18 protein-coding genes are annotated in these 19007 nt (G+C 56.6%); 1 reads left to right on the top strand and 17 read right to left on the bottom strand.

All coding sequences use genetic code 11. The features are described from left to right. Positions 1–159: 159 nt before the first annotated feature. Positions 160–2478, bottom strand: a complete 2319-nt coding sequence (locus Q0510_RS11330) for a M1 family metallopeptidase (RefSeq protein WP_298711356.1) — start codon at positions 2476–2478, stop codon at positions 160–162. A gap of 3 nt (positions 2479–2481) precedes the next feature. Next, a complete protein-coding gene (locus Q0510_RS11335) occupies positions 2482–3075 on the bottom strand; it encodes a HupE/UreJ family protein (RefSeq protein ID WP_298711358.1) in 594 nt (197 codons plus the stop codon). A gap of 69 nt (positions 3076–3144) precedes the next feature. On the opposite strand from Q0510_RS11335, the gene Q0510_RS11340 reads away from it, so the two are divergent. Continuing rightward, positions 3145–3633, top strand: a complete 489-nt coding sequence (locus tag Q0510_RS11340; RefSeq protein ID WP_298711360.1) for a DUF6702 family protein — start codon at positions 3145–3147, stop codon at positions 3631–3633. Here Q0510_RS11340 and Q0510_RS11345 read toward each other — a convergent pair whose 3' ends face one another. The 15 genes from Q0510_RS11345 to Q0510_RS11415 all read right to left on the bottom strand — a co-directional run. After that, complete coding sequence (locus Q0510_RS11345) at positions 3634–4926, bottom strand: AMP-binding protein (protein ID WP_298711363.1); 1293 nt, start codon at positions 4924–4926, stop codon at positions 3634–3636. It abuts the gene before it with no gap. Positions 4927–4937: 11 nt separating this feature from the next. Continuing rightward, positions 4938–5300, bottom strand: coding sequence for a holo-ACP synthase (acpS, locus tag Q0510_RS11350; RefSeq protein ID WP_298711366.1), 363 nt, complete (start codon positions 5298–5300; stop codon positions 4938–4940). Continuing rightward, a complete protein-coding gene (locus Q0510_RS11355; protein WP_298711368.1) occupies positions 5297–6973 on the bottom strand; it encodes a C45 family peptidase in 1677 nt (558 codons plus the stop codon). The genes acpS and Q0510_RS11355 overlap by 4 nt, the downstream gene beginning before the upstream one ends. A 1-nt stretch (position 6974) precedes the next feature. Next, positions 6975–8483 (bottom strand): NAD(P)/FAD-dependent oxidoreductase, encoded by a 1509-nt coding sequence (locus Q0510_RS11360; RefSeq protein ID WP_298711370.1) that lies wholly within the window; start codon positions 8481–8483, stop codon positions 6975–6977. Then, a complete protein-coding gene (locus Q0510_RS11365) occupies positions 8476–10395 on the bottom strand; it encodes a trifunctional MMPL family transporter/lysophospholipid acyltransferase/class I SAM-dependent methyltransferase (RefSeq protein ID WP_298711372.1) in 1920 nt (639 codons plus the stop codon). Before Q0510_RS11365 ends, Q0510_RS11360 begins: the two co-directional genes overlap by 8 nt. After that, positions 10353–12347: an MMPL family transporter gene (locus Q0510_RS11370; protein ID WP_298711375.1), complete on the bottom strand. Its 1995-nt coding sequence runs from the start codon at positions 12345–12347 to the stop codon at positions 10353–10355. The genes Q0510_RS11365 and Q0510_RS11370 overlap by 43 nt, the downstream gene beginning before the upstream one ends. Before the next feature lie 9 nt (positions 12348–12356). Beyond that, positions 12357–13556 (bottom strand): DUF2062 domain-containing protein, encoded by a 1200-nt coding sequence (locus Q0510_RS11375; RefSeq protein ID WP_298711378.1) that lies wholly within the window; start codon positions 13554–13556, stop codon positions 12357–12359. A gap of 2 nt (positions 13557–13558) precedes the next feature. After that, the gene (locus Q0510_RS11380) at positions 13559–13921 is read right to left on the bottom strand and encodes a 3-hydroxyacyl-ACP dehydratase (RefSeq protein ID WP_298711380.1); all 363 of its coding nucleotides are present in this window, start codon (positions 13919–13921) and stop codon (positions 13559–13561) included. Continuing rightward, positions 13921–14544: a hypothetical protein gene (locus Q0510_RS11385; protein WP_298711382.1), complete on the bottom strand. Its 624-nt coding sequence runs from the start codon at positions 14542–14544 to the stop codon at positions 13921–13923. The genes Q0510_RS11380 and Q0510_RS11385 overlap by 1 nt, the downstream gene beginning before the upstream one ends. Then, positions 14522–15154 carry an outer membrane lipoprotein carrier protein LolA gene (locus Q0510_RS11390; RefSeq protein ID WP_298711385.1) on the bottom strand — a complete coding sequence of 211 codons (633 nt, stop codon included), beginning with the start codon at positions 15152–15154 and terminating at the stop codon, positions 14522–14524. The genes Q0510_RS11385 and Q0510_RS11390 overlap by 23 nt, the downstream gene beginning before the upstream one ends. Then, positions 15147–15920 carry a polysaccharide deacetylase family protein gene (locus tag Q0510_RS11395; protein ID WP_298711388.1) on the bottom strand — a complete coding sequence of 258 codons (774 nt, stop codon included), beginning with the start codon at positions 15918–15920 and terminating at the stop codon, positions 15147–15149. Before Q0510_RS11395 ends, Q0510_RS11390 begins: the two co-directional genes overlap by 8 nt. Continuing rightward, positions 15914–16927 (bottom strand): beta-ketoacyl synthase chain length factor, encoded by a 1014-nt coding sequence (locus Q0510_RS11400; protein WP_298711391.1) that lies wholly within the window; start codon positions 16925–16927, stop codon positions 15914–15916. Before Q0510_RS11400 ends, Q0510_RS11395 begins: the two co-directional genes overlap by 7 nt. 3 nt (positions 16928–16930) lie before the next feature. Next, positions 16931–18124 (bottom strand): beta-ketoacyl synthase, encoded by a 1194-nt coding sequence (locus Q0510_RS11405; protein ID WP_298711394.1) that lies wholly within the window; start codon positions 18122–18124, stop codon positions 16931–16933. Then, on the bottom strand, positions 18121–18384 hold the full coding sequence (locus tag Q0510_RS11410; RefSeq protein WP_298711397.1) for a phosphopantetheine-binding protein: 264 nt from the start codon (positions 18382–18384) through the stop codon (positions 18121–18123). The genes Q0510_RS11405 and Q0510_RS11410 overlap by 4 nt, the downstream gene beginning before the upstream one ends. 1 nt (position 18385) lies before the next feature. Further along, on the bottom strand, positions 18386–19007 hold a 622-nt coding region (locus Q0510_RS11415; RefSeq protein ID WP_298711399.1), incomplete at its 5' end, for a hypothetical protein.

Below are 19007 nucleotides of genomic sequence, written 5' to 3' on the forward strand. Positions count from 1 at the left end.
AACGGCAAACACGATAAAACGGATAAGGACGAAATCGTGTTGTTCGACCTGAAGACATGGCAGTTGATCGCCAAACTTTGATTTTTTGTTCACTGACTATATACCATAAAAAAAAGGTGCGGTTCCCCGCACCTTTCGTATTCCAGGTAGTTCGTTGATTTATTGGCGTGCCTGCTGCATGGGGTTGCCGCCGGTGGAAGTGCCCCGGGCCGCGCGCTCCGACTTGAACAGTTCGAACCGGGAAGGCGTCGCCTGGCGGGGCCAGCTGTTGTTGGACTCGTCGATATCGGCGGTTTCGCGGTAGGGATCGAGTTGTACGGATACCACCTGCTTGTCTTTGGCGAACACTTTCGTCACTTCCTGCTCGTTATGGCGCCAGATGTAGGCGGAAATGCGGTCCACTTCCTTCGTACCATCCGCGAAGGTCCATTCCACGATCACGGGCATGACGTTGCCGCCGATGTTTTTGAACGTTACTTCGTAGAAGTTCTTTTTGCTTTCGTAAAGCTTCTTTTCTTCGGGCGTGAGGCTGGCCTGCATTTGCTGGTAAGCTGCGGACTGCGACGGCGTAACGGCGTAGCGGTCCCACTTGCTGTAGAAATCCTGTAGGCTGGTATCCTGGTCTACCACGTATTGCATGCCCTCCGCCTTGTTCCGCGTTTGCGCGATGTGCGTGTTTTCTCGGAGCGCGGCGGCTTCGGCGGCTTTATTGTTCTCGGCGGGATCTTTCGCATCCATCCGGTACCATTTTATGCTGTCGATCGAGATGTCTACCGGTTCGGTGCCGAAGAACCAGCCGCGCCAAAACCAGTCCAGGTCCACGGCGGACGCATCTTCCATCGTCCGGAAGAAATCCGCCGGGGTGGGATGTTTGAATGCCCAGCGGCGGGCGTATTCCCGGAAGGCGTAGTCGAACAGTTCGCGGCCCATCACGGTTTCGCGAAGGATATTGAGCGCGGTGGCGGGTTTGGCGTAGGCGTTGGGGCCGAACATGATGATGTTTTCGGAATTGCTCATCACGGGTTCCAGCTTGTCTTTCGGCATGCTCATGTATTCCACGATGTGGTGCGCGGGGCCCCTGCGCGAGGGGAATTTGCTGTCCCACTCCTGCTCGGCCATGAACTGGCAGAAGGTGTTGAGGCCTTCGTCCATCCAGGTCCACTGGCGCTCGTCGGAGTTCACGATCATCGGGAAGAAGTTGTGGCCCACTTCGTGGATGATTACGCCGATCATGCCGTTTTTCGTTGTTTCGCTGTAGGTGCCGTCGGCTTCCGCGCGGCCGTAGTTGAAGCAGATCATGGGATATTCCATACCGTTGGCCGCTTCCACGGAAATGGCCACGGGATAGGGATACGGGATGGTATGCTTCGAGTAGGAACGCAGGGTGTGGGCTACCACTTTGGTGGAATAGCGGCGGTAAAGCGGATAGGCTTCGGGGCCGTAGTAGCTCATGGCCATTACAGGCTTGCCTTCGATGTTAACGCCCATCGCGTCCCACACGATCCGGCGGGAGGCTACCCAGGCGAAATCGCGGACGTTGGTGGCTTCGTAGATCCAGGTTTTTTTGCGGGTGGATTTGCTCTTCATGGCTTCCTGCGCTTCGGCGAGGGTCACGATTTCCAGGGGCTCGGCGGATTTCTGCGCCTGCTGCCAGCGCTGGTATTGCGCAGGGCTAAGCATTTCCTTGTAGTTGCGGCATTCTCCGGTTCCGCCCACCACGTGATCGGCGGGAACGGTCATTTTCACTTTAAAATTCCCGAAGGTGAGCGCGAATTCGCCACGGCCGGTGAACTGTTTGTTCTGCCAGCCCTGGAAATCGGAATACACGGCGAGGCGGGGGTACCACTGCGCCATGGTGTACAGGTCATTCCCGTCGGCCGCAAAATGCTCGTAGCCGCCCCTGCCGCCGATGGTCATGCGGTTTGGTATCTTGTACCACCAGTCTACCTTGAACACGATTTTCGCGCCCGGTGCCAGCGTTTGCGGCATTTCGATGCGCATCATGGTTTGATTGATGGTGTATTGCAGCGGTTTCCCGGAGGCGTCCGTCACTTTGGTGATATTCACCCCATGCCCCTGCTCCATGCCCAGCAAACGGCCGATTTCGCGGCTGCTCATGCGGTCTTTCATCGTGCTGCCGTCGAAGCTGTTGTTGTCCGACTTCGGATCATGCTCGTTTTCGTCGAGCTGCAGCCAGATGTAAGTCAGCGGGTCGGGGGAGTTATTGTAATACGTCACGGTTTCGGAGCCGATAAGGCGGCGCTGCGCTTCGTCGAGCTCGGCGGTGATATCGTAATCCGCGCGTTGTTGCCAGTATTTCGGTCCGGGAACGCCGGAAGCGGAGCGGTACATGTTGGGATCGCTCAGCAGGGTACCCAGTTGTTCGAAGCGGTTGCCGTGATTGGAGCCCGGGTTCTGCGCCAGCGTTACCAGCGGCGCGGCTACCAGGAGGCTGCCTATGATGGAACGTATCTTCATCTGCTATTTATTTTCCAGTATTAATGCGAATCTTTCTATACTCATAACAAATGCCACCCCGAAGATCGCGGCGGAGAGGAACAGCGTCCAGTCGCGGCGCGAAGCCCGGCCGATCCGGATGATCAGCTGGGAAAGGATGAGCACGATGGTTACGATGATCAGTTGCCCGAATTCGAGGCCCAGGTTAAAGGCCAGGAGCGGCTGCAGGATGTCGGCCTGCGAACCCAGCATGCTGCGGAGGTAGTTGGAGAACCCCAGCCCGTGGATCAACCCGAAGAAGATCGCGAAAAAGTAATTCCAGTTCGCGCGCTCCGGCTCCTTCCCTCCCCGGATCACATTCCCCAGCGCCGTCAGCACGATCGTTACCGGGATGAGGAATTCTATCAGGCCGGTATCCACCCTTACGATACCCAGCACGCTCAGCGCCAGGGTGATCGAATGCCCGAGCGTGAAGGCCGTCACCAGGATCAGTACTTTCTTCCAGTCTTTCATCAGGTAAACGGCACAAAGCGCCATGATAAACAAAATGTGGTCGTATCCTCCGAGATCTGCTATATGTTGCCAGCCTTCCTCGAAATACAAGCTGAACTCCTGCATGGCGTAGATTTTTGCGTAACTTCGTAATGTTAATCTGTTAACGGTAAATATAAAAATATTTTAGGGCCGATGGGAGTAATGTTATTTAAATGGTGCCTGCCTGTATTGATGGCCGCAGTGCACCCTTTCTACATGAGCGTCACCGAGATACGTTACAATACCCCGCAAAAAACCCTGGAAATCAGCGTCCGCATCTTCTCCGACGACCTCGAAAACGTCCTGAAAAAGGAATCCAAACAGCCATTGGACATCATCCATCCCAAAAACCGCACCGCCGCCGATTCCCTCGTGGCCCAATACCTCCGCAGGCACCTCAGCCTCCAGGCCGACGGCAAACCGCTCCAAATCCGCTACCTCGGCTACGAAATCTCTGAAGACGCCACCTGGTGCTTCCTGGAATGCGCCCCCCTCGCGCCGTTCGGCAAACTGGACATCCGGAACGACGTCCTCTACACCGAGCACCCCACCCAAAGCCACATGATCCATGTGATCGTGAACGGGCGCCGGCAAAGCACGAAGCTGGACAATCCCTCGCCCAACGCTACTTTCAATTTCTGATTATTTCCGGTTGTCGATGAATTTGACCGGCTTGCGGCTGCCTTCGGGGAACTGCATCTTCAAAATCTCCGGCATGGCGCAGTACCGTACCTGCGGGATCACGCGGAGCTTGGCCTGGAGATACGATTTGATCCGCCGGTCGCCGTCTTCCGACTCCTCGCGCGGGTGCAGGTGCAGCAGGATCTCGTCGGTGCCGATTTCGTTGGAGAACACTTCCACCACAAATTCCTTCACATCTTCCATATCGCTGAGCAGATCATACAGCGCGGGCGGATAGAGGGTGGTGCCCTTGTACTTGATCATCTGCTTGCGCCGGCCGATGACGGGAGACAGCCGCAAGGTCTGCCGCCCGCAGCTGCAGGGCGTTTCGTCGTACTGGCAGATATCGCCTGTCTTATAACGCAGCAGCGGCATGGCTTCCACGCCGAGGGTGGTGATGGTCACCTCGCCCGGCGCGCCCGGCGGCACGGGGCGGTCCTGGTCGTCCAGCAGCTCCACGATGAGCAGTTCGGGATGATGGTGCCCTCCCCTGCCCTGGCGGCATTCGGTGAAGGCGGTCTGCATCTCGGTGGATGCGTAGGTGGAGAACAGGTCGATGTTCCATTTGTCGGTGATCTTCTTGCCCAGCACGTTATACGAAAAATCCGTGTTGCGGATGTTCTCGCCGATGCAAACGGCTTTTTTCACGGAAGAAGCGTTGATGTCGATCCCGTGTTCCTCCGCGAAAGCGATGAGCTTCAGGATGAACGATGGCACCGCCACGATCACCGTGGGCTGGATGCGCTTAATATTTTCCCATTGCAGGGAAGGCACGCCCGGCCCCACCCGCAGCACGCCCGCGCCGAGTTTTCGGATGCCGTTGTAGTAGGCCATGCCGGCCATGAACTGCCGGTCGAGCGTGAGCATGAGCTGGTAGATATCCTCATCGGTGCCGCCCGCGCAGCTGAAAGAAATGAATTCGTTGTAGCTCAGGCGGTCGAGGTCCTTGTCCGTGAGCGGGATGATCACGGGGCGGCCCAGGGTGCCGGAAGTAGACGTATATTCCGCGATCTTGCTTTTGTCGACACAGAGAAAATCCCAGTTTCGTTGCTGCAGGTCTTCCTTCGTTACGGTAGGCAGCTTTTGCAGGTCGCCGACTGAGCGGATGGCGTCGGTATCGATGTTGTGCACGGCGAACCATTCGCGGTAGAAAGGGGAAAACTGGCGGAGGTAGCCAACGAGGTGCTGGAGCTCCTTGTTTTGAAACTGCCGGATGGCGGCGGGACTTTGTAATTCTATGTCGGGTATGTACATAAATCTGGCGGTTAAAGGATGACCACGGTAGCCATGGCCACGGATTTCACATGCGAGAGCGAGAGCAGCACCTGTTTGCCTTCCAGGAGCGGGGCGGCGTTGCCGGTTAGGAACAGTTCGGGCTTGCCGGCTTCGTTGTTCCGTACCTCGATCTCGTTGAATTGCAGTCCGCTGCCGGCCCACCCGGTGCCGAGGGCTTTCAGGAAGGCTTCCTTGGCGGCGAACCTGGCGGCGTAGCTTTCGTATTTGCTGGCTTGTTTCTCGCAATACGCGATCTCGAGCGGCGAAAACACCAGTTCCCGGAAGCCCTGGTTCTTCCCGATCTTCTCCGCAATGCGGTCTACTTCAACGATATCTGTTCCCAGGCCTGTCATTTTTTCTTATCGCATTTTTCGATTTGCCGGAGGATGTGCTCCTTTTCCGGAATGGTGGCGATTTCTTTCGTCAGCGCCGTTTGATAATATATTTTCGCTTCCGCGAATTGTTTGTGTTTGAAAAGATAATCGCCGGCGAGCACCCAGGCATGGTAATACTCCGGGTTGTCTGCCGTTATCCTTTTCACGTCGATTTCCTTCCCGTCCATCACGGCGGCTTTGAGTCGCCGGAAGTCCGTGAATTTACGATAGTTGTCGGTAAGCAGGAAGGAATCTTTGGGGATGATGGCGCTGCTGTCGCAGATCTCATGGTCTGTTTGCAGGCCTTTCATCGCGAAAATGGTATTGAGGTCGTAGGCCACGAACTCCCCGAGTTGCCAGGGCGCGGTGGAGATCCATACTTTTCTTTCTTTGGGTTTGAAGATAATGGCATGATGGGCGATCAGCTGGTTGAGAGCTTTCTCGTTGCCCATCCCGATATCCGCATCTTTCAACCCGCGCTGGTCGCGGAGGATAGACGCGGTTTTGGCCACGCTGTTCTTCCCGTTCCTTTCCAGCAATTCCTGCAGGCGCTGGTACCGGTACGGCGAAGCGCTGCCCGCCAGCTGTTCCCGGTTGGCCTCGGAAGCGCCCAGCAGCTGGCTCTGGAAATGGTTGGCGCAGGATATCTCGTTGCCGCGGGGATCGTACAAGGCAATGCTGTCGGGCGTTTTCTCTATGATGGCCGCGCGGTTATCCGCCGCGGAACCGATCAGGAACGATTCGCTTACGAACATCTTCCGCTTTTGCGCGATCGCATACGCTTCGCTGATGTTCCCTGCATATTGCAGGATCTCCCGCGCCACGAGCGATACCGGCGTGGCCGACCCCGAAGGGATATCGCTCTTCGCGGCGTTGATCGTCACCGTCAGCCCCTCCATGTTCATCCCCGACACTACACCCGTAAATCCGCCCCAGGTCACCATCATGAACGGATGCCCCTGGTCCGGACGGTAAAACGCCACTATTTTATCTTCCGCAAACTTATCGCCTACATAGAAATCGAAATTACGGCCGATGATGAGGGAGCTGTCCTCCGAGCGGTCGTTCCAGGTTCCGAAAGACGTGCAGCCCACCAGCGCCAGGCTTTGCAGCGCATGCCCGATGTCGTGCGCGGCGTGGTAGTTCATGATGCGCTGGTAATTGGTGCCGATGAAATCATAGTTGGGAGATGCGGAAAACGATACGCCGTAAATCTCTTCTTTAAATTCATCCGCCACGTTTTTATCCATATTCCGGTTGAACCAGCCGATGAGGTACTTGAGGAAATGCTGGTACGTCCGCGAAGGGATCATCTTGCCGATCTGCCCGGTGAAATGATCTTCCTGCCGCTGCACCAGCTCTTCGGCCAGCTTGCCGTATACCACGCCTCGCTCAAAAGGTTTCCCTTCCACATACATCTCATACAACCCGCTCCGGCTCTTGCGGAACCAGCTGTTGCCCAGCGTATACGCCGAGGAATCCAGCTGCGTGCGCTGCCATTGCAGGCTGCTCTTATCCGCGATTTCCGGCGGCTGCATGCGCGCCACGATCCAGAGGTATATAAACAGCCCCAGTATCAGCAGCACGAAAAACCCTGCCGTGTACAACAGGACCTTCCCTATTCTCCTCCAGATGCTCTTCTTCTTTGCCATGTTACGCTTCGTTTATCTCGTGCAAGAGTTTTTCCATGTCCAGTAATTCGCCGCAGGTCAGCAGGGCGGTCATGGTGACGCCCAGGATGCCGTGCAGGTTCAGGTTCTGCCCCGTCAGGAACAGGTTGTTCAGTTTGGTACGGGCGCTGATGAAAGTCCGCAGCGGATCGTTGCAATCTTTCATGACGCCGTACATCGAACCGTCGTTGGTGCCGATGTAGTCGCGGAAAGAGAGCGGCGTGGCTACGGAATAGCTTTGGATGCATTGCCGCAGCACGGGGAAGCGTTGCTCCACCAGGTCGATGAGCTTTTCAGCCTTCGCGGTTTTGAACGCTTCATAACCGGCTCCCCTCGGCGATTCGTTAGAAACGGTGTTGAACGTGTCTTTCCAGGGTTCCAGCTCGCGGATGTTCATGTACGCCAGGATAGAAAGGCTGTTCGCGAAGCGGTGGTCTTTCGGGTCGGGGGTGATGAACATCGAGTAGTTGAGCGGCCAGGCGTCTTCGTTATATTCATGCCCGCTCCACACATCTTCCACATCATGATAATAGAAGTTGTAGTTCATGTGCGGGAAGAAACCCGGCTTCAGCACGGCGTTGACCATCAGGCAACCATTCCCGTTTTCGAGGGTTTTAATGCGGCTGCGGTAGGCCTGGCGGATGACGTCGCTTTCGAGCATGTCGAGCGTATTGGCGGGGTGGATGTTGGAAATATAGTATTTCCCGGAATACCGACCGCCGTCCGCCGTTTCCACGAACTGCACTTCGTGCCCTTCGGCCACGATCCTTTTCACTTCTTTATGTTTAAATAATGTGCCGCCGTTGTCGAGGATCACGCGGGTGAGCCATTTCCCGATCTGCGATCCCCCGTTCAGGCATTTCCACGAACTTTCGATATAGCTGTTCAGGACCAGGGCATGCACGTACATGGGCGTTTTCCCTCGCACCCCGGCATAAAGCGAACTGTTGGCCGCCAGCACTGCCGTGAGCTTTTTATTGCTGCTGAGCCCGTCGATATACGCCGCGGCATCCATGCCCAGCACGGATTCCTTCTCCCCGAAATCCCCCAGCCGCAGGTTGTACAACGGGAACTTCGCGCATATGTGCTTCAGCATGTCGCAATACTCGCGCAAGGCCTTTTCCTCCTCCGGGAAATCCTGTAACAGGTTCTGGATGAACCCTTCATACCCCTGCGCCATTTTATATTCCTTCGGATCGTCGCGGAAAGCGATGCGGTCGAAGCAATCCATGTCCAGGCGCTTGAGTTTTAATTTGTCCATGATCCCCAGGTATTGGAAAACCTGGTAGAGATTCTGCCCCTTTTCGAGCCCGCCAACATAATGCACGCCGGAATCGAAAATGGTCTTGTCGCGGCTGAACGTTTGCAGGCATCCGCCCAGCTGTTTATTTTTCTCCAGCACCAGCACACGATACCCGTTCTTGCTGAGGATCGCTCCGCAAACCAGGCCACCGAGGCCGCTACCGGCTATGACTACGTCGTAACTATGCATTTCTGATGATGAAAACAACATTGGAGGTGAATTTCGTCTGATCGATCCGCTCTACCGTGCCGCCGTGGCTTTCCACGGTCTGCCGCAGGGTGGCGGACGAAAAGAAGGACAATGGATGGGCCGCCGTTTTATTGAACCCGAGCAGCTTCGTGCTGAAAAGTTCCGTCAGCTTCGTGCCGCGGTGCTTCTGTTTCAGGTCCGCATCGCCGTCGCGGATGATGATGACACCGCCGGGCCGGAGCTTGTCCATGCACCTGCGCACCAGGCTCGCCTGCTGTTCGGGCTGCAGGTAATGCAGCACGTCGAGCAGCACGAAAGCGTCTTTCTCCGGGAGGTCGGATTGCGTGATATCGGCCGCGCGGAACTGCACCTGCCCGTTGCGGATGTAGCAATGCTGCGCCACCGCGATCTTCTCTTCGTCATAATCCACCCCGAGGATATTCCTTTCGGGTGCGAGGAAATGCAGCATGTAACTCATGAAGCCATATCCGCAGCCGATGTCCATGATGTCGCCCCTTTCAGGCAGCATCCGGTGAAAATCTTCGTAATTCCGCTCCATCCTTGTCTTGATCCGCATGTACCATTCCAGCACCGGACCTTTGTAAATATACTGATAGATCAGTTGTTCCCGGTAATAGGCGGGCGTTTCGATGGCTGCCGCCAGTTTGCCGTATTCCGCCTTGAAGTATTTGCTGATGGACTTGGTCCGGGCCGCGTATCCTTCTCCCCAGGAAGTATCGCCCGCTTTGATGCGCGGGAGGATCTTCATCGTCATGGAGCCGTCTTTCAGCAGGAAATCGCCTTTGGACATGCAATACGCCGTGCCATGGATAATCGCCGGGATGATATCCAGGTTCAGTTCCTGCGCGAGGTAAAACGCGCCTTTATGGAAACGCTTGATGTGATTGTCCTGCGAGCGCGTCCCTTCCGGGTACACAACGATCGAATAGCCATGGGCCGCGCGGTCGCGCAGGTGATCGATGCCTTCTTCTGCGCCTTCGGCCACGGGGTAGTAGTCCGCCATCTTCACGACCTGACCGAAAACCGGCGAATTGTACACCCACTGGTTTGTCAGCAGCACTACGTTGGGATGCATGGACGTGGACATGAGGATATCGAGGAAAGACTGGTGGTTGCTGATGATGACCGCCGGCTTTTTAAAATCTTCCTTGTGTTCGTTGATCGTTACTTTTTTCGTGTTCCCCATCACATGCAGCACGCTCCAGGTGCATTTGCTCAGCAACCAGTGATAGATTTTCTTGCCTTTTTCCTTATTGAAAGGGTTCAGGCGGATGAGGATGGTGCCGATGACGGTGAGCACCAACGCGCCGAAGGCGAAATAAACGAACGAGAACATCGATTTCGACCAGCTCCAGAGCGTCCACGGCGGCCGTTTGTTCTTATTGACGCGGTTGGTAATGAGGAAATTGAACAGGAACGGGATCAGCACCTGCGAGGTGATCACCACGCACAAGATGCCGATCACGGCGATCAGCGCGATGGATTTTAAGGAGGGGTGTTCCGCGAAAATCAAAACGCCCAACCCGAGAATGGTGGTAATCGCAGAGAAGAAAATGGACGATTTGAAGGAAGGAAGATGCTGGCTGCCGGTTTTATATTCCTGCAACAGCCCGTCCATCGTGAAGATGCTGTAATCATCCCCCAAACCGAATATAAAAGTGGAAAGAATGATATTGACGATGTTGAACGGAATTCCGAACAATCCCATAATCCCCAGTATCCACACCCAGCTGATGGCCATCGGGATGAAGGTGATGAGCGCCAGCTCGATGCGCCCGTAAGACAGCAGCAGCGCGAAAAACACGAGCGCGGACGTCATCCAGGCGATGGTATTGAACTCGTCGCGGATCACGACGGCCAGCCGGTTGGCGGTATATTGCTTGTCGACCACCACCGTGCCCGGCAGGGCTGCGCAAGCAGGGCATCCAGCGCGGCATATACTTCGTTCTTCCGGGCGGGATCTACTTTCAGCACGCCCGACAGCGATGCGCTTCCATCTTTCAACGTCACGAAATCGCTTACCGAGGGCAGCTCCATCAGCGGCGATTGCTCCGGCCGGGTAGCGGCATATTCCTGTGTAACCAGCGCCTGGAACTGATTGAACGCATCCGGTTTGAAGCCGTATTTCGCTCCCTCCTGCCGCAACGTTGCCATCACGGCGGCGGTACGCTCCGGCGACCAGTAATTTTTCCACCTTTCGATGCGTTTCTGCTGTTCGGCTTCCGACAATAGCAGCTTACCCGGACCGCCCGTTTTCTTCAGGGCGCCCGTGCTGAGGAGGCGGTCCAGCGCCGTATCGGCGGCCGCGCGGTGCTGCAGGGCTTCGTTGAGGTCGGCGCCTTCAGACAGCATGTACACCGTTTGCGCCGTGTAATCGTTCAGGCGGTTGAGTTTTTCTTCGGCATTGCGGAGCTTTTCGGGCATGTAATTCATCCGCATCATGTCGCTTTCGAATTCGACGTTCCGCGCAGTGAAGAAAAACACGACGGTGAGCCCCAGGATGCCGTACACCAGTTTCTTATTGCGTTCCGGCCGCCATCCGGAGAGGCGGTCGATGAGGTTGTGTTTGACGGGTGCGTCTTTCGCGGGCGCTTTGCCCATCACGATGAAATGCGGGAGGATGATGAGGGAGAACAGCGAGGCGCCGATAAGGCTGAACGCAGCGAACAGCCCAACGTCTTGCAGCATGGGGGATTTCACGAATTGCAGACAGAAGAACCCGCCAACGGTCGTGAAGCTGCCTACCGTCATGGGCATGGCCAGATCGGCCAGCACCTTGCGGATATCCGGCAAGTGGCGGTAATGGTTGAAAACGTGCAGCGAGTAGTTCACCGCCACGCCCAGCACCACGCATCCCGCGCCCAGCGCGATCACCGAAATGCTTCCCTGTAGAAGGTACACCATGGCCAGGGAAAACAGTCCCCCGAATACCACGGGCATCATCACCAGCAGCGGCGCGCGCTTGCGGCGGAAAAACAGGGCGATGAGCACGATGAGCAGCAGTACGGTAACGCCCTGCGTGAAGAGCGTGTCTTTCCGCAACTGCACCGCATTCCCTACCGCTACGGCCGTTGCGCCGAAGTACGTGATGGTTACGTTGGGCGTGGGAACGAGGGTGGAATCGATCAGGCCGTCGAGCTGCGAAAGGAATTGCTTGTTGATATCGGTTTTGTTCGGACCGTTTTTCGGGGTGATGAGGAGGAGGATATTTTTCTCGTCCTTGCTCATGAGGTAGCCGTCGTAGAGCGTCCAGGTATCGTCGGCCTGGAGCTGCTGCAGCTTTTTCATCCCGATCCAGGTGATGCCCAGCGGGTCTGCCGCGATGGATTTCTTCAATACCATCCCGGCCGGGGAAATGAGCGTATTGTAATTCGCTTCCACAGCGCCGGCGATGCGGGCGGGGGAAGTGAGGGAATCCAGTGTGGCGTAATCCTTTTCTTCGAGGAACAGCGGGAGGTTGGACTGCACGCGGCCGAGGAGGCTGAACAGCAGCGTGTCTTCCATCCTGCCGGTAACCTGTGAAACGTACGCGGTGAAGGGCTCGGATTGCAGGCCGGTTACCACTTGCTCCGCGACGGCGGTCAGGCTGTCGGGGTTTGCGGGGGCGGCGGTGTCGCGTTGGGAAACGATGACTGCCAGTTTATCCGCGAACTTGGAGTTTTGGAGGAACTGGTTGAGGCGGTCGATTTTGGGGTCTTGCGGTAATACGCGCGTGATGTCTTCTTCGAGTTTCACTTTGGAAGCGAAGAAGGCGGCGGATATAAAAAGGAAAGCCGTAAACAGCCAGAGCAGCCATTTACGGGCGTTAAAGAAATTGTAGATCGATATGAAGAAAGTTCCCATGAATCGTTTTTAGGTTTGCGCCGCGGCCCGCTTTCGCCGGAATACCGACAGCGCCAGGTACGTCACGAGGCCGGCCACGAGCCCCGCCGCCACGGCCAGCACAATGGCGCCCGTGATATATTGGAAAAGGTTTTGCTTCACGTCGCCCAGCGTGAGGCCTTTGCTGAAAATGATCCAGGTGGCGTCTTCCTGTACAAACATCCTGCCCACCATAAAACTGCCGTACACGATCAGCGGGATCACGGGCGGAAGGCTGATATTGGCAGCGATGAGCACCAGGGCTTTGTTCAGCCGCAGGAAAGCCGCCACGATCACGGCGATCAGCATCTGGAACCCCCACACCGGGAAAATCCCCATAAATACGCCGAAGCCTACCGACGCCGCTTTTCTTGCATTGCTCTCCCCCGCCGCCAGCAGCTGCTCGCGCCAGAGGTACCGCAGTCCGTCTTTCGAAAATATAAACCGCAACAGGTTGCGCGGATGGATATACAGAAACGCGATCGTCACCAGCACCGTATTCAGTACGCTGATCCGCGAAAAATCCCGGAACGGCCTGAAGTGCGACACCCGTTCTTCCGCCGGCGGATAATATACGCCTACCGGCTCCCAGCCGATACGGATCCCCTTCCAGCTGCTGCGCACCAGCACTTCGATCTCGAATTCGTACTTCGTGCACATAAACCGCATCCCCTTCATGGCAAACAGCGGGTACAAGCGGTAGCCGGATTGCGTATCCGGCCCCTTCAGCCCCGTTTCCACGTAAAACCAGAAGTTGGAGAACTTGTTGGCGAAGGTGTTTTTGCCGGGCATGTTCTCCTGGTGCAGGTTCCGCGCGCCGATCAGGATAGCGGGATCGTTGCGGTCGGCTTTATCGAGGAACGCCGGCAGATCGCTGGCATAGTGCTGCCCGTCGGCATCCATCGTGATCGCGAAATCGTACCCCTGCTCCACGGCGAACTTAAATCCCCTGCGCAAAGCGATGCCCTTGCCGCGGTTGGGCTGGTACGACAATACGTTCACCTGCGGAAACCTTTCCAGCACGGCCGTCGTTCCGTCGGTGGATCCGTCGTTCACTACGATCACGTGCCGGGTGTATCCCAATACCTGTTCCAGCACGGCCCCGAGGGTGCCGGCGTTGTTGTAGGTCGGGATCAGCACGCAAACCTTGCGCTCGCCAAACTGTGCGTCGTATGTGCCCTGTTGCTCCATGGTTATTTGAAACGGCCCTGGAACTTCAGGAACGTAGTGGCTTCGTGTTTGATGACGGCATTCGTTTTATAACCTCCCTCCTCTTCCGTAAAACCGATTTCCACGGTCACCTGCGGGCTCACGCGGGGATCGATCATATTGAGGAACTTCATGTTGGAAGCCTTTTCCACCATCAGCTTTTTGCCGACCGCGGCCGACAGCAGCTCCTGGATGGTTTGCATCATGCAAACGCCCGGCACTACCGGCTGTCCGGGAAAATGCCCTTCGAAAATCGGGTGCGCGCCGTTCCAGTCGATCGTATAGTGGATCGAATTTTCAGCCGGCTGCTGTTGGGATACGATGGTATAAAATTTTCCTGCTAACATTATTTTTCTACGCGTTGTAATGAAATATTGAATTTGACGGCATGATGCCGGATGTCGATACTGTCCGGCACGCCGTTGCGGTATGCGCGGAGCGTGGCTTCCACTACGGGTTTGCGGCGTGAGCCGTTTTCCACGCGGACCAGTTCCGAACAATCCGCATCGGTGATATAATAGATCTTCCCTTTCGGAAGGCGGAACGCTGTGTAGCGCTGCCCGGCCATGGAAAGGGTTTCGGCGGTGGCGGGATCGCGGCGCATGAGCACCATGTCGAAATCCTTGCGGAGCGTTTTCACGACGGCTTTCTTATCCATTTTCGGCAGCATGTAATGCTTGATAAAATCCCCGCTTTTCGTGAACTCGAAATCGAAAAACTTCATCCCCACTTCACTCATGAACAACACCCGCATGCTGCCGTTTTCCATTGGCCGGAAATACAGTAATCCGGATAAATGATGCTGCAAAATATCGACCTGCGTGCTATACAGCGCCGGCGAATCGATACGCGGCCTGAATTTTTCCAGGCAGGCAGCGGCGTCGTATTCCGTGCGTTGCAGGCCTTTGTAAGCCGATCCGCAGGAAGCGAGCAACAGCAACAATACGCTATTTAAGAGCAAACATCTCATCCGGAATGGGTGCGTTGCGTTCTTTTTTCGTAAAAATCATTTCCGTGCGGTCGCCCGAAGCTTCGTGCATCACGATCTTCGTCACGCCTAAATCTTTCTTATCCACCAGCAGTTCGATGGAAGAGAAGAAATCCTTCATCCCTTTGGCTACCGGCGCCAGCTGCAAAAGATATTGCTGCGCGTTCTCCTGCACTTTGGCAGTGAAGTCTTTATTGTTCAGCACATTCCCCTGCACGCAATCGGCCGTGATGCGGCTGATCTGTTCGAACAGTTTATTGCCGCCGGTGGATATATTCTTATCGCTGCGGGCATCCTTGATGCGCACGTTCTTCCCGTTGATGATCATGAGGTAGAACGTGGGCGAAGCATACTCCATCCGCACGCGGTTTTCTTTCTTGAACCAGAATTTGCCTTTGGACGTGATCTTGTCCGACAGCATGCTGAGGTATTTCTCCTGTACGAAGTCGCTTTTGACCGACTGCGTTTGCTGCGCCGCAGCGGTAAATTCCTTTTTGAACTGATCGAGGTTAGCGACGGGCTTAAACCCGGTTTGGGCGGCAACCTGCAGCGCCATGCAGCAAACTGCCATCATCATGATCCATCTACGCATAAGCCGGTATGTTTAAAAGTTCATCCAATCTTTTGATGGCGAAACCATCTCTTTTCAGTTGTTTGATGAGCGCGGGCAGTATTTTGACGGTGGCCGCGGCGGTATCGTGAAAGAGGAAGACGTCTCCCGCTTCTATTTTCTTTGTTACGCGCTCGAACAGTTTGTCTTCGTCTTTGATAACGGTGTCGAACGAGCGGATGCTCCATCCCACGGCGATGAACCTGCATTTGCGGATTGCGCGGGCGAGCATGGGATTGGTCACGCCGTAGGGCGGACGGAATAATTTAGGCTGATGCCCGGTGGCCGATTTGATGGCTTCATTGGCCTTCACCAGGTCGTCGCGCATGGCGGAGGACGGTTGCAGGTCGAACATCGGGCTGTGGGAAAAGCTGTGGTTGCCCACGATATGCCCTTCCGCCACGATCCTTTGCATGAGCGCGGGCTCTTGCTCCACGCGGTGGCCGATGCAGAAAAACGCGGCTTTCACGTCGAACTGCGCGAGGATATCGAGGATTTGCGGGGTGAATTGGGTAGCCGGCCCGTCGTCGAACGACAGCGACACGGATTTGTCGGACGATTTGCCTTTGCTGCGGGTCCGCACGAAGTAATTGGAGCGCACGTTCACCGAGCCCCAGGCGGCGAAGCCCGTGGCTATCCCAACCGGTATCAGCAACATCCAGAGCGGGGTGGCCGCCCAGCTTCCATGCCAGGCGATCATTACGCCGACGGACGCCGCCGCGGCTGCTATGACCCAGATCCTCAGCATTTCTCCAGTAAAATAAATGAGTGATGTTTGCCGTGGTGGTGATTCCAGATGAGGATGCGCTCGGGCTGCGCCGGTGCTGCGCCTTTCACCATCGCTTCCTGCGGCACGACGCCCCTGTTCAGGCATCCCGCCGCCATCCATACGGCAAACGCCGTTGCGGTAGGATATTCCCCGCAGAATGGCTTGAATGCCGCAATAGGCGTATCCCCGAAAAGCGATCGCTCTACGGTTGCATAATATGCATCGTTGCCTTCGTCGCCGTTGCGCCCTGTGAGCACGAGGCTCAGTCCGCCCGGCTGCACGCCGTTGCGGAGCAGGAACGCCGCCAGCTGATCCGCCGTTTCCTTTTCGGAAGCAGGACGGTACAGCATTTCCACGGCTGTCAGCTGCGCGAGAGATGTTGCCCCCTTCTCCGCCGACAACACGAAAAATGCCGCGCCTTCCCCGGCCGATACGGCCTGCCGGTACAATCCGAACCGGCGGAGGATGGTGTGGGAATATTCGGTGATCTCGTCCGTGGCGCCGGTGAGGATCTGGCGCGAAGGGTCTTCGGCCAGCAAAAGCAGGCTGTCCTGCAGGGCGTTCTCAAAGGAAAAAGCCCCGTGTACGAAGGTATTGTTATAAGCATGGCAACCCAGCAGCAGGGCGATCTGCCCGGCCACGGTATTGTGGGTGCTCTGGATGAAAGCGGTGGGCGTGAGCATGTCTTCGTGCTGGCTCACCATTTTCTGCAGGAACACGCCGGTATCGGCGAGGCATCCGTAAGCCGTGCCCATGATGATGGCGTCGGGATTCGGGAAGCCCGCGGCCTCGAGGCTCATGTGCGAAGCGGCTACGCCCATCTTGATGGCGCGGCCCATCCGGCGGATCTGTTTGATATCGATCCACTGTTTGTAATCCGGGTCGGCCACGGGCAGGCGGTCGCCTTCGTATCGCCGGATCTCCCCGGGGAATACGCCGCTGTCTTGTGCAGACACGCAACCTGCTCCTTGTATGAATATTCTCATATTTTACTCCTTTGAAAAGACCAGGCTGGAACAATTGCCGCCGAACCCGAAGGAGTTCGACATTACGTTCCGCAGGTCGTTGCCCCGTGAAAATGCGGTCACGGGCGAAAATGCCAGTTCTTTCATTTGCACGGAGAAGTTGGCGTTGGGATAAATGATCCCTTCGCGGAGGGCCCACGCGGAAAAAACCGCTTCGATACCACCGCTGGCGCCCAGCGTATGCCCGGTGAAGCTCTTGGTGGAGCTGGCGGGCGGTACGCCTTTTTCGAACAGCCGGGTAATGGCCAGGCCTTCCGAGCTGTCGTTGTTCTGGGTGCCGGTGCCGTGCAGGTTGATGTACCCCACGTCTTCCGGCTGCAGCCCGCCCATTTCCAGGGCGCCTTTCATGGCCAGGAAGTTACCGGTGCCATCGGGCGAGGAAGCCGTCTGGTGATAGGCGTCGTTCGCGTTGGCGAACCCTGCCAGGCGGCACCAGGGGCGGATGTTCGCCGCCACGGCGTCAGACACCAGCACCACATACCCTGCGCCTTCGCCCAGGTTAAGGCCGGTGCGGGTATCGTCGAAAGGGCGGCAGTTTTGCTGGTCGAGGATCATCAGGGTGTTGAAGCCGTTGAGCGTGAAGCGCGTCAGCGCATCGGTGCCCCCGGCGATCACCACGTCGAGCATGCCCGCACGGATCATGCGCGCGCCGTACATGAGGGCGTTGGCGCCGGACGAGCAGGCCGTGCTGGTGGACACATGGTGACGGATGCCCATGGCGTCGGCCACCAGGTCAGTGACCGCGCCGCATTCGTGGTGCACTACCTGCCGGAGTTTCCCCTTCGCGGGATCGGCCAGGAATGCTGCCATGAAATCTTCCGTCTTATCCATCCCCCCAACCGTATTCGCCGACACGAAACCCACGCGGTAATCGCTGATGCTGCCCAGTCCCGAAGCGTTCCAGGCTTCCTGCACGGCGATGCGGCTGAGCAGGGCCGTTCGGCTCCAGTGGGCGGGCATCCCCGCGAGGGCGGCCAGTTCTTCGTTGGAGGCTTTCACCTCCACCACCGGGAAAGTGCCGGCATGCGAGGAATGCAGGTGCTGCATGTACGCCATGCCCGGGCGCATCGCTTCAAACGAAGCCATGCACTCGTCCAGGTTCCGGCCGATGCCGGAAATGACGCCGCCTCCCGCTATCCATACGCTTCCCTGCATCATGCCTGCTTCGCTTTCTCTGCGGTGATATATTCTGCCATGGTACGAACGGAATAAAAGATATTCGGCCCGTCTTCCGGCTTGGCGACGCGGATGTTATGATGCTGCTGCAGCAACACGATCAGCTCCAGTGCATCGATGCTGTCGAGCCCGAGCCCTTCCTTGAAAAGTGGCTGGTCGTCACCGATGTCTTCAGGTTTCACTTCCTGCAAATTCAACTGTTGAATGATCTGCTCTTTCAGATCCTGCATCAACTTTTCCATATTATCTGTACAATTTTTCCGCTGTTTCCGCGCTGTATGGCAAAGCCATGCCGCGCGGGCTTGTTTCCATCAGGTAAAAAGCCGCTTCGTGCCCGGCGTGGTATTGCTCCACCCAACCGCACACCACGGCTTTAACGGCGCCGCTTTCCAGCAACTGCGCCGCGTAACCCGTTATAAAAGGTATGTCAAATTTCTCCGACACGAAAAAAGCGTTCTCGCCTTTGAACCTGTGCCGGATACTGATCTCCCCGATCACGATGTTGGGGAGTGTGTACACGAACAGGGCCGGACTGGCGATCTCGTGCACGGTTTCGAAATATTTCTCATCCGTATCCAGGCTGCTGCTCGCGTTGGCGAGTATCACGCCGGTATCTTCAGGGGCATACTGATCCATGGGCATATCCTGCAGGAGGATTTCCGTGGCGGCCCATCCCAGCTTCGACAGCAGGTCCATCTTATGGAACTTGGGATACTGCCCGCTGAAACGGTCGTACACCCCCCGGAGGAAATCCGGCAGGTCTGCATGCGGCGCTTCATAAACGGGCTGGCCGTTCTTCTCCGCCACATGATGGCGGATGACGCAAGTGGCGTTGATATATATGCCTTTACCGGTCATAAGCTGC

The organism is uncultured Chitinophaga sp. (assembly GCF_937874145.1).
Classification (GTDB): domain Bacteria; phylum Bacteroidota; class Bacteroidia; order Chitinophagales; family Chitinophagaceae; genus Chitinophaga.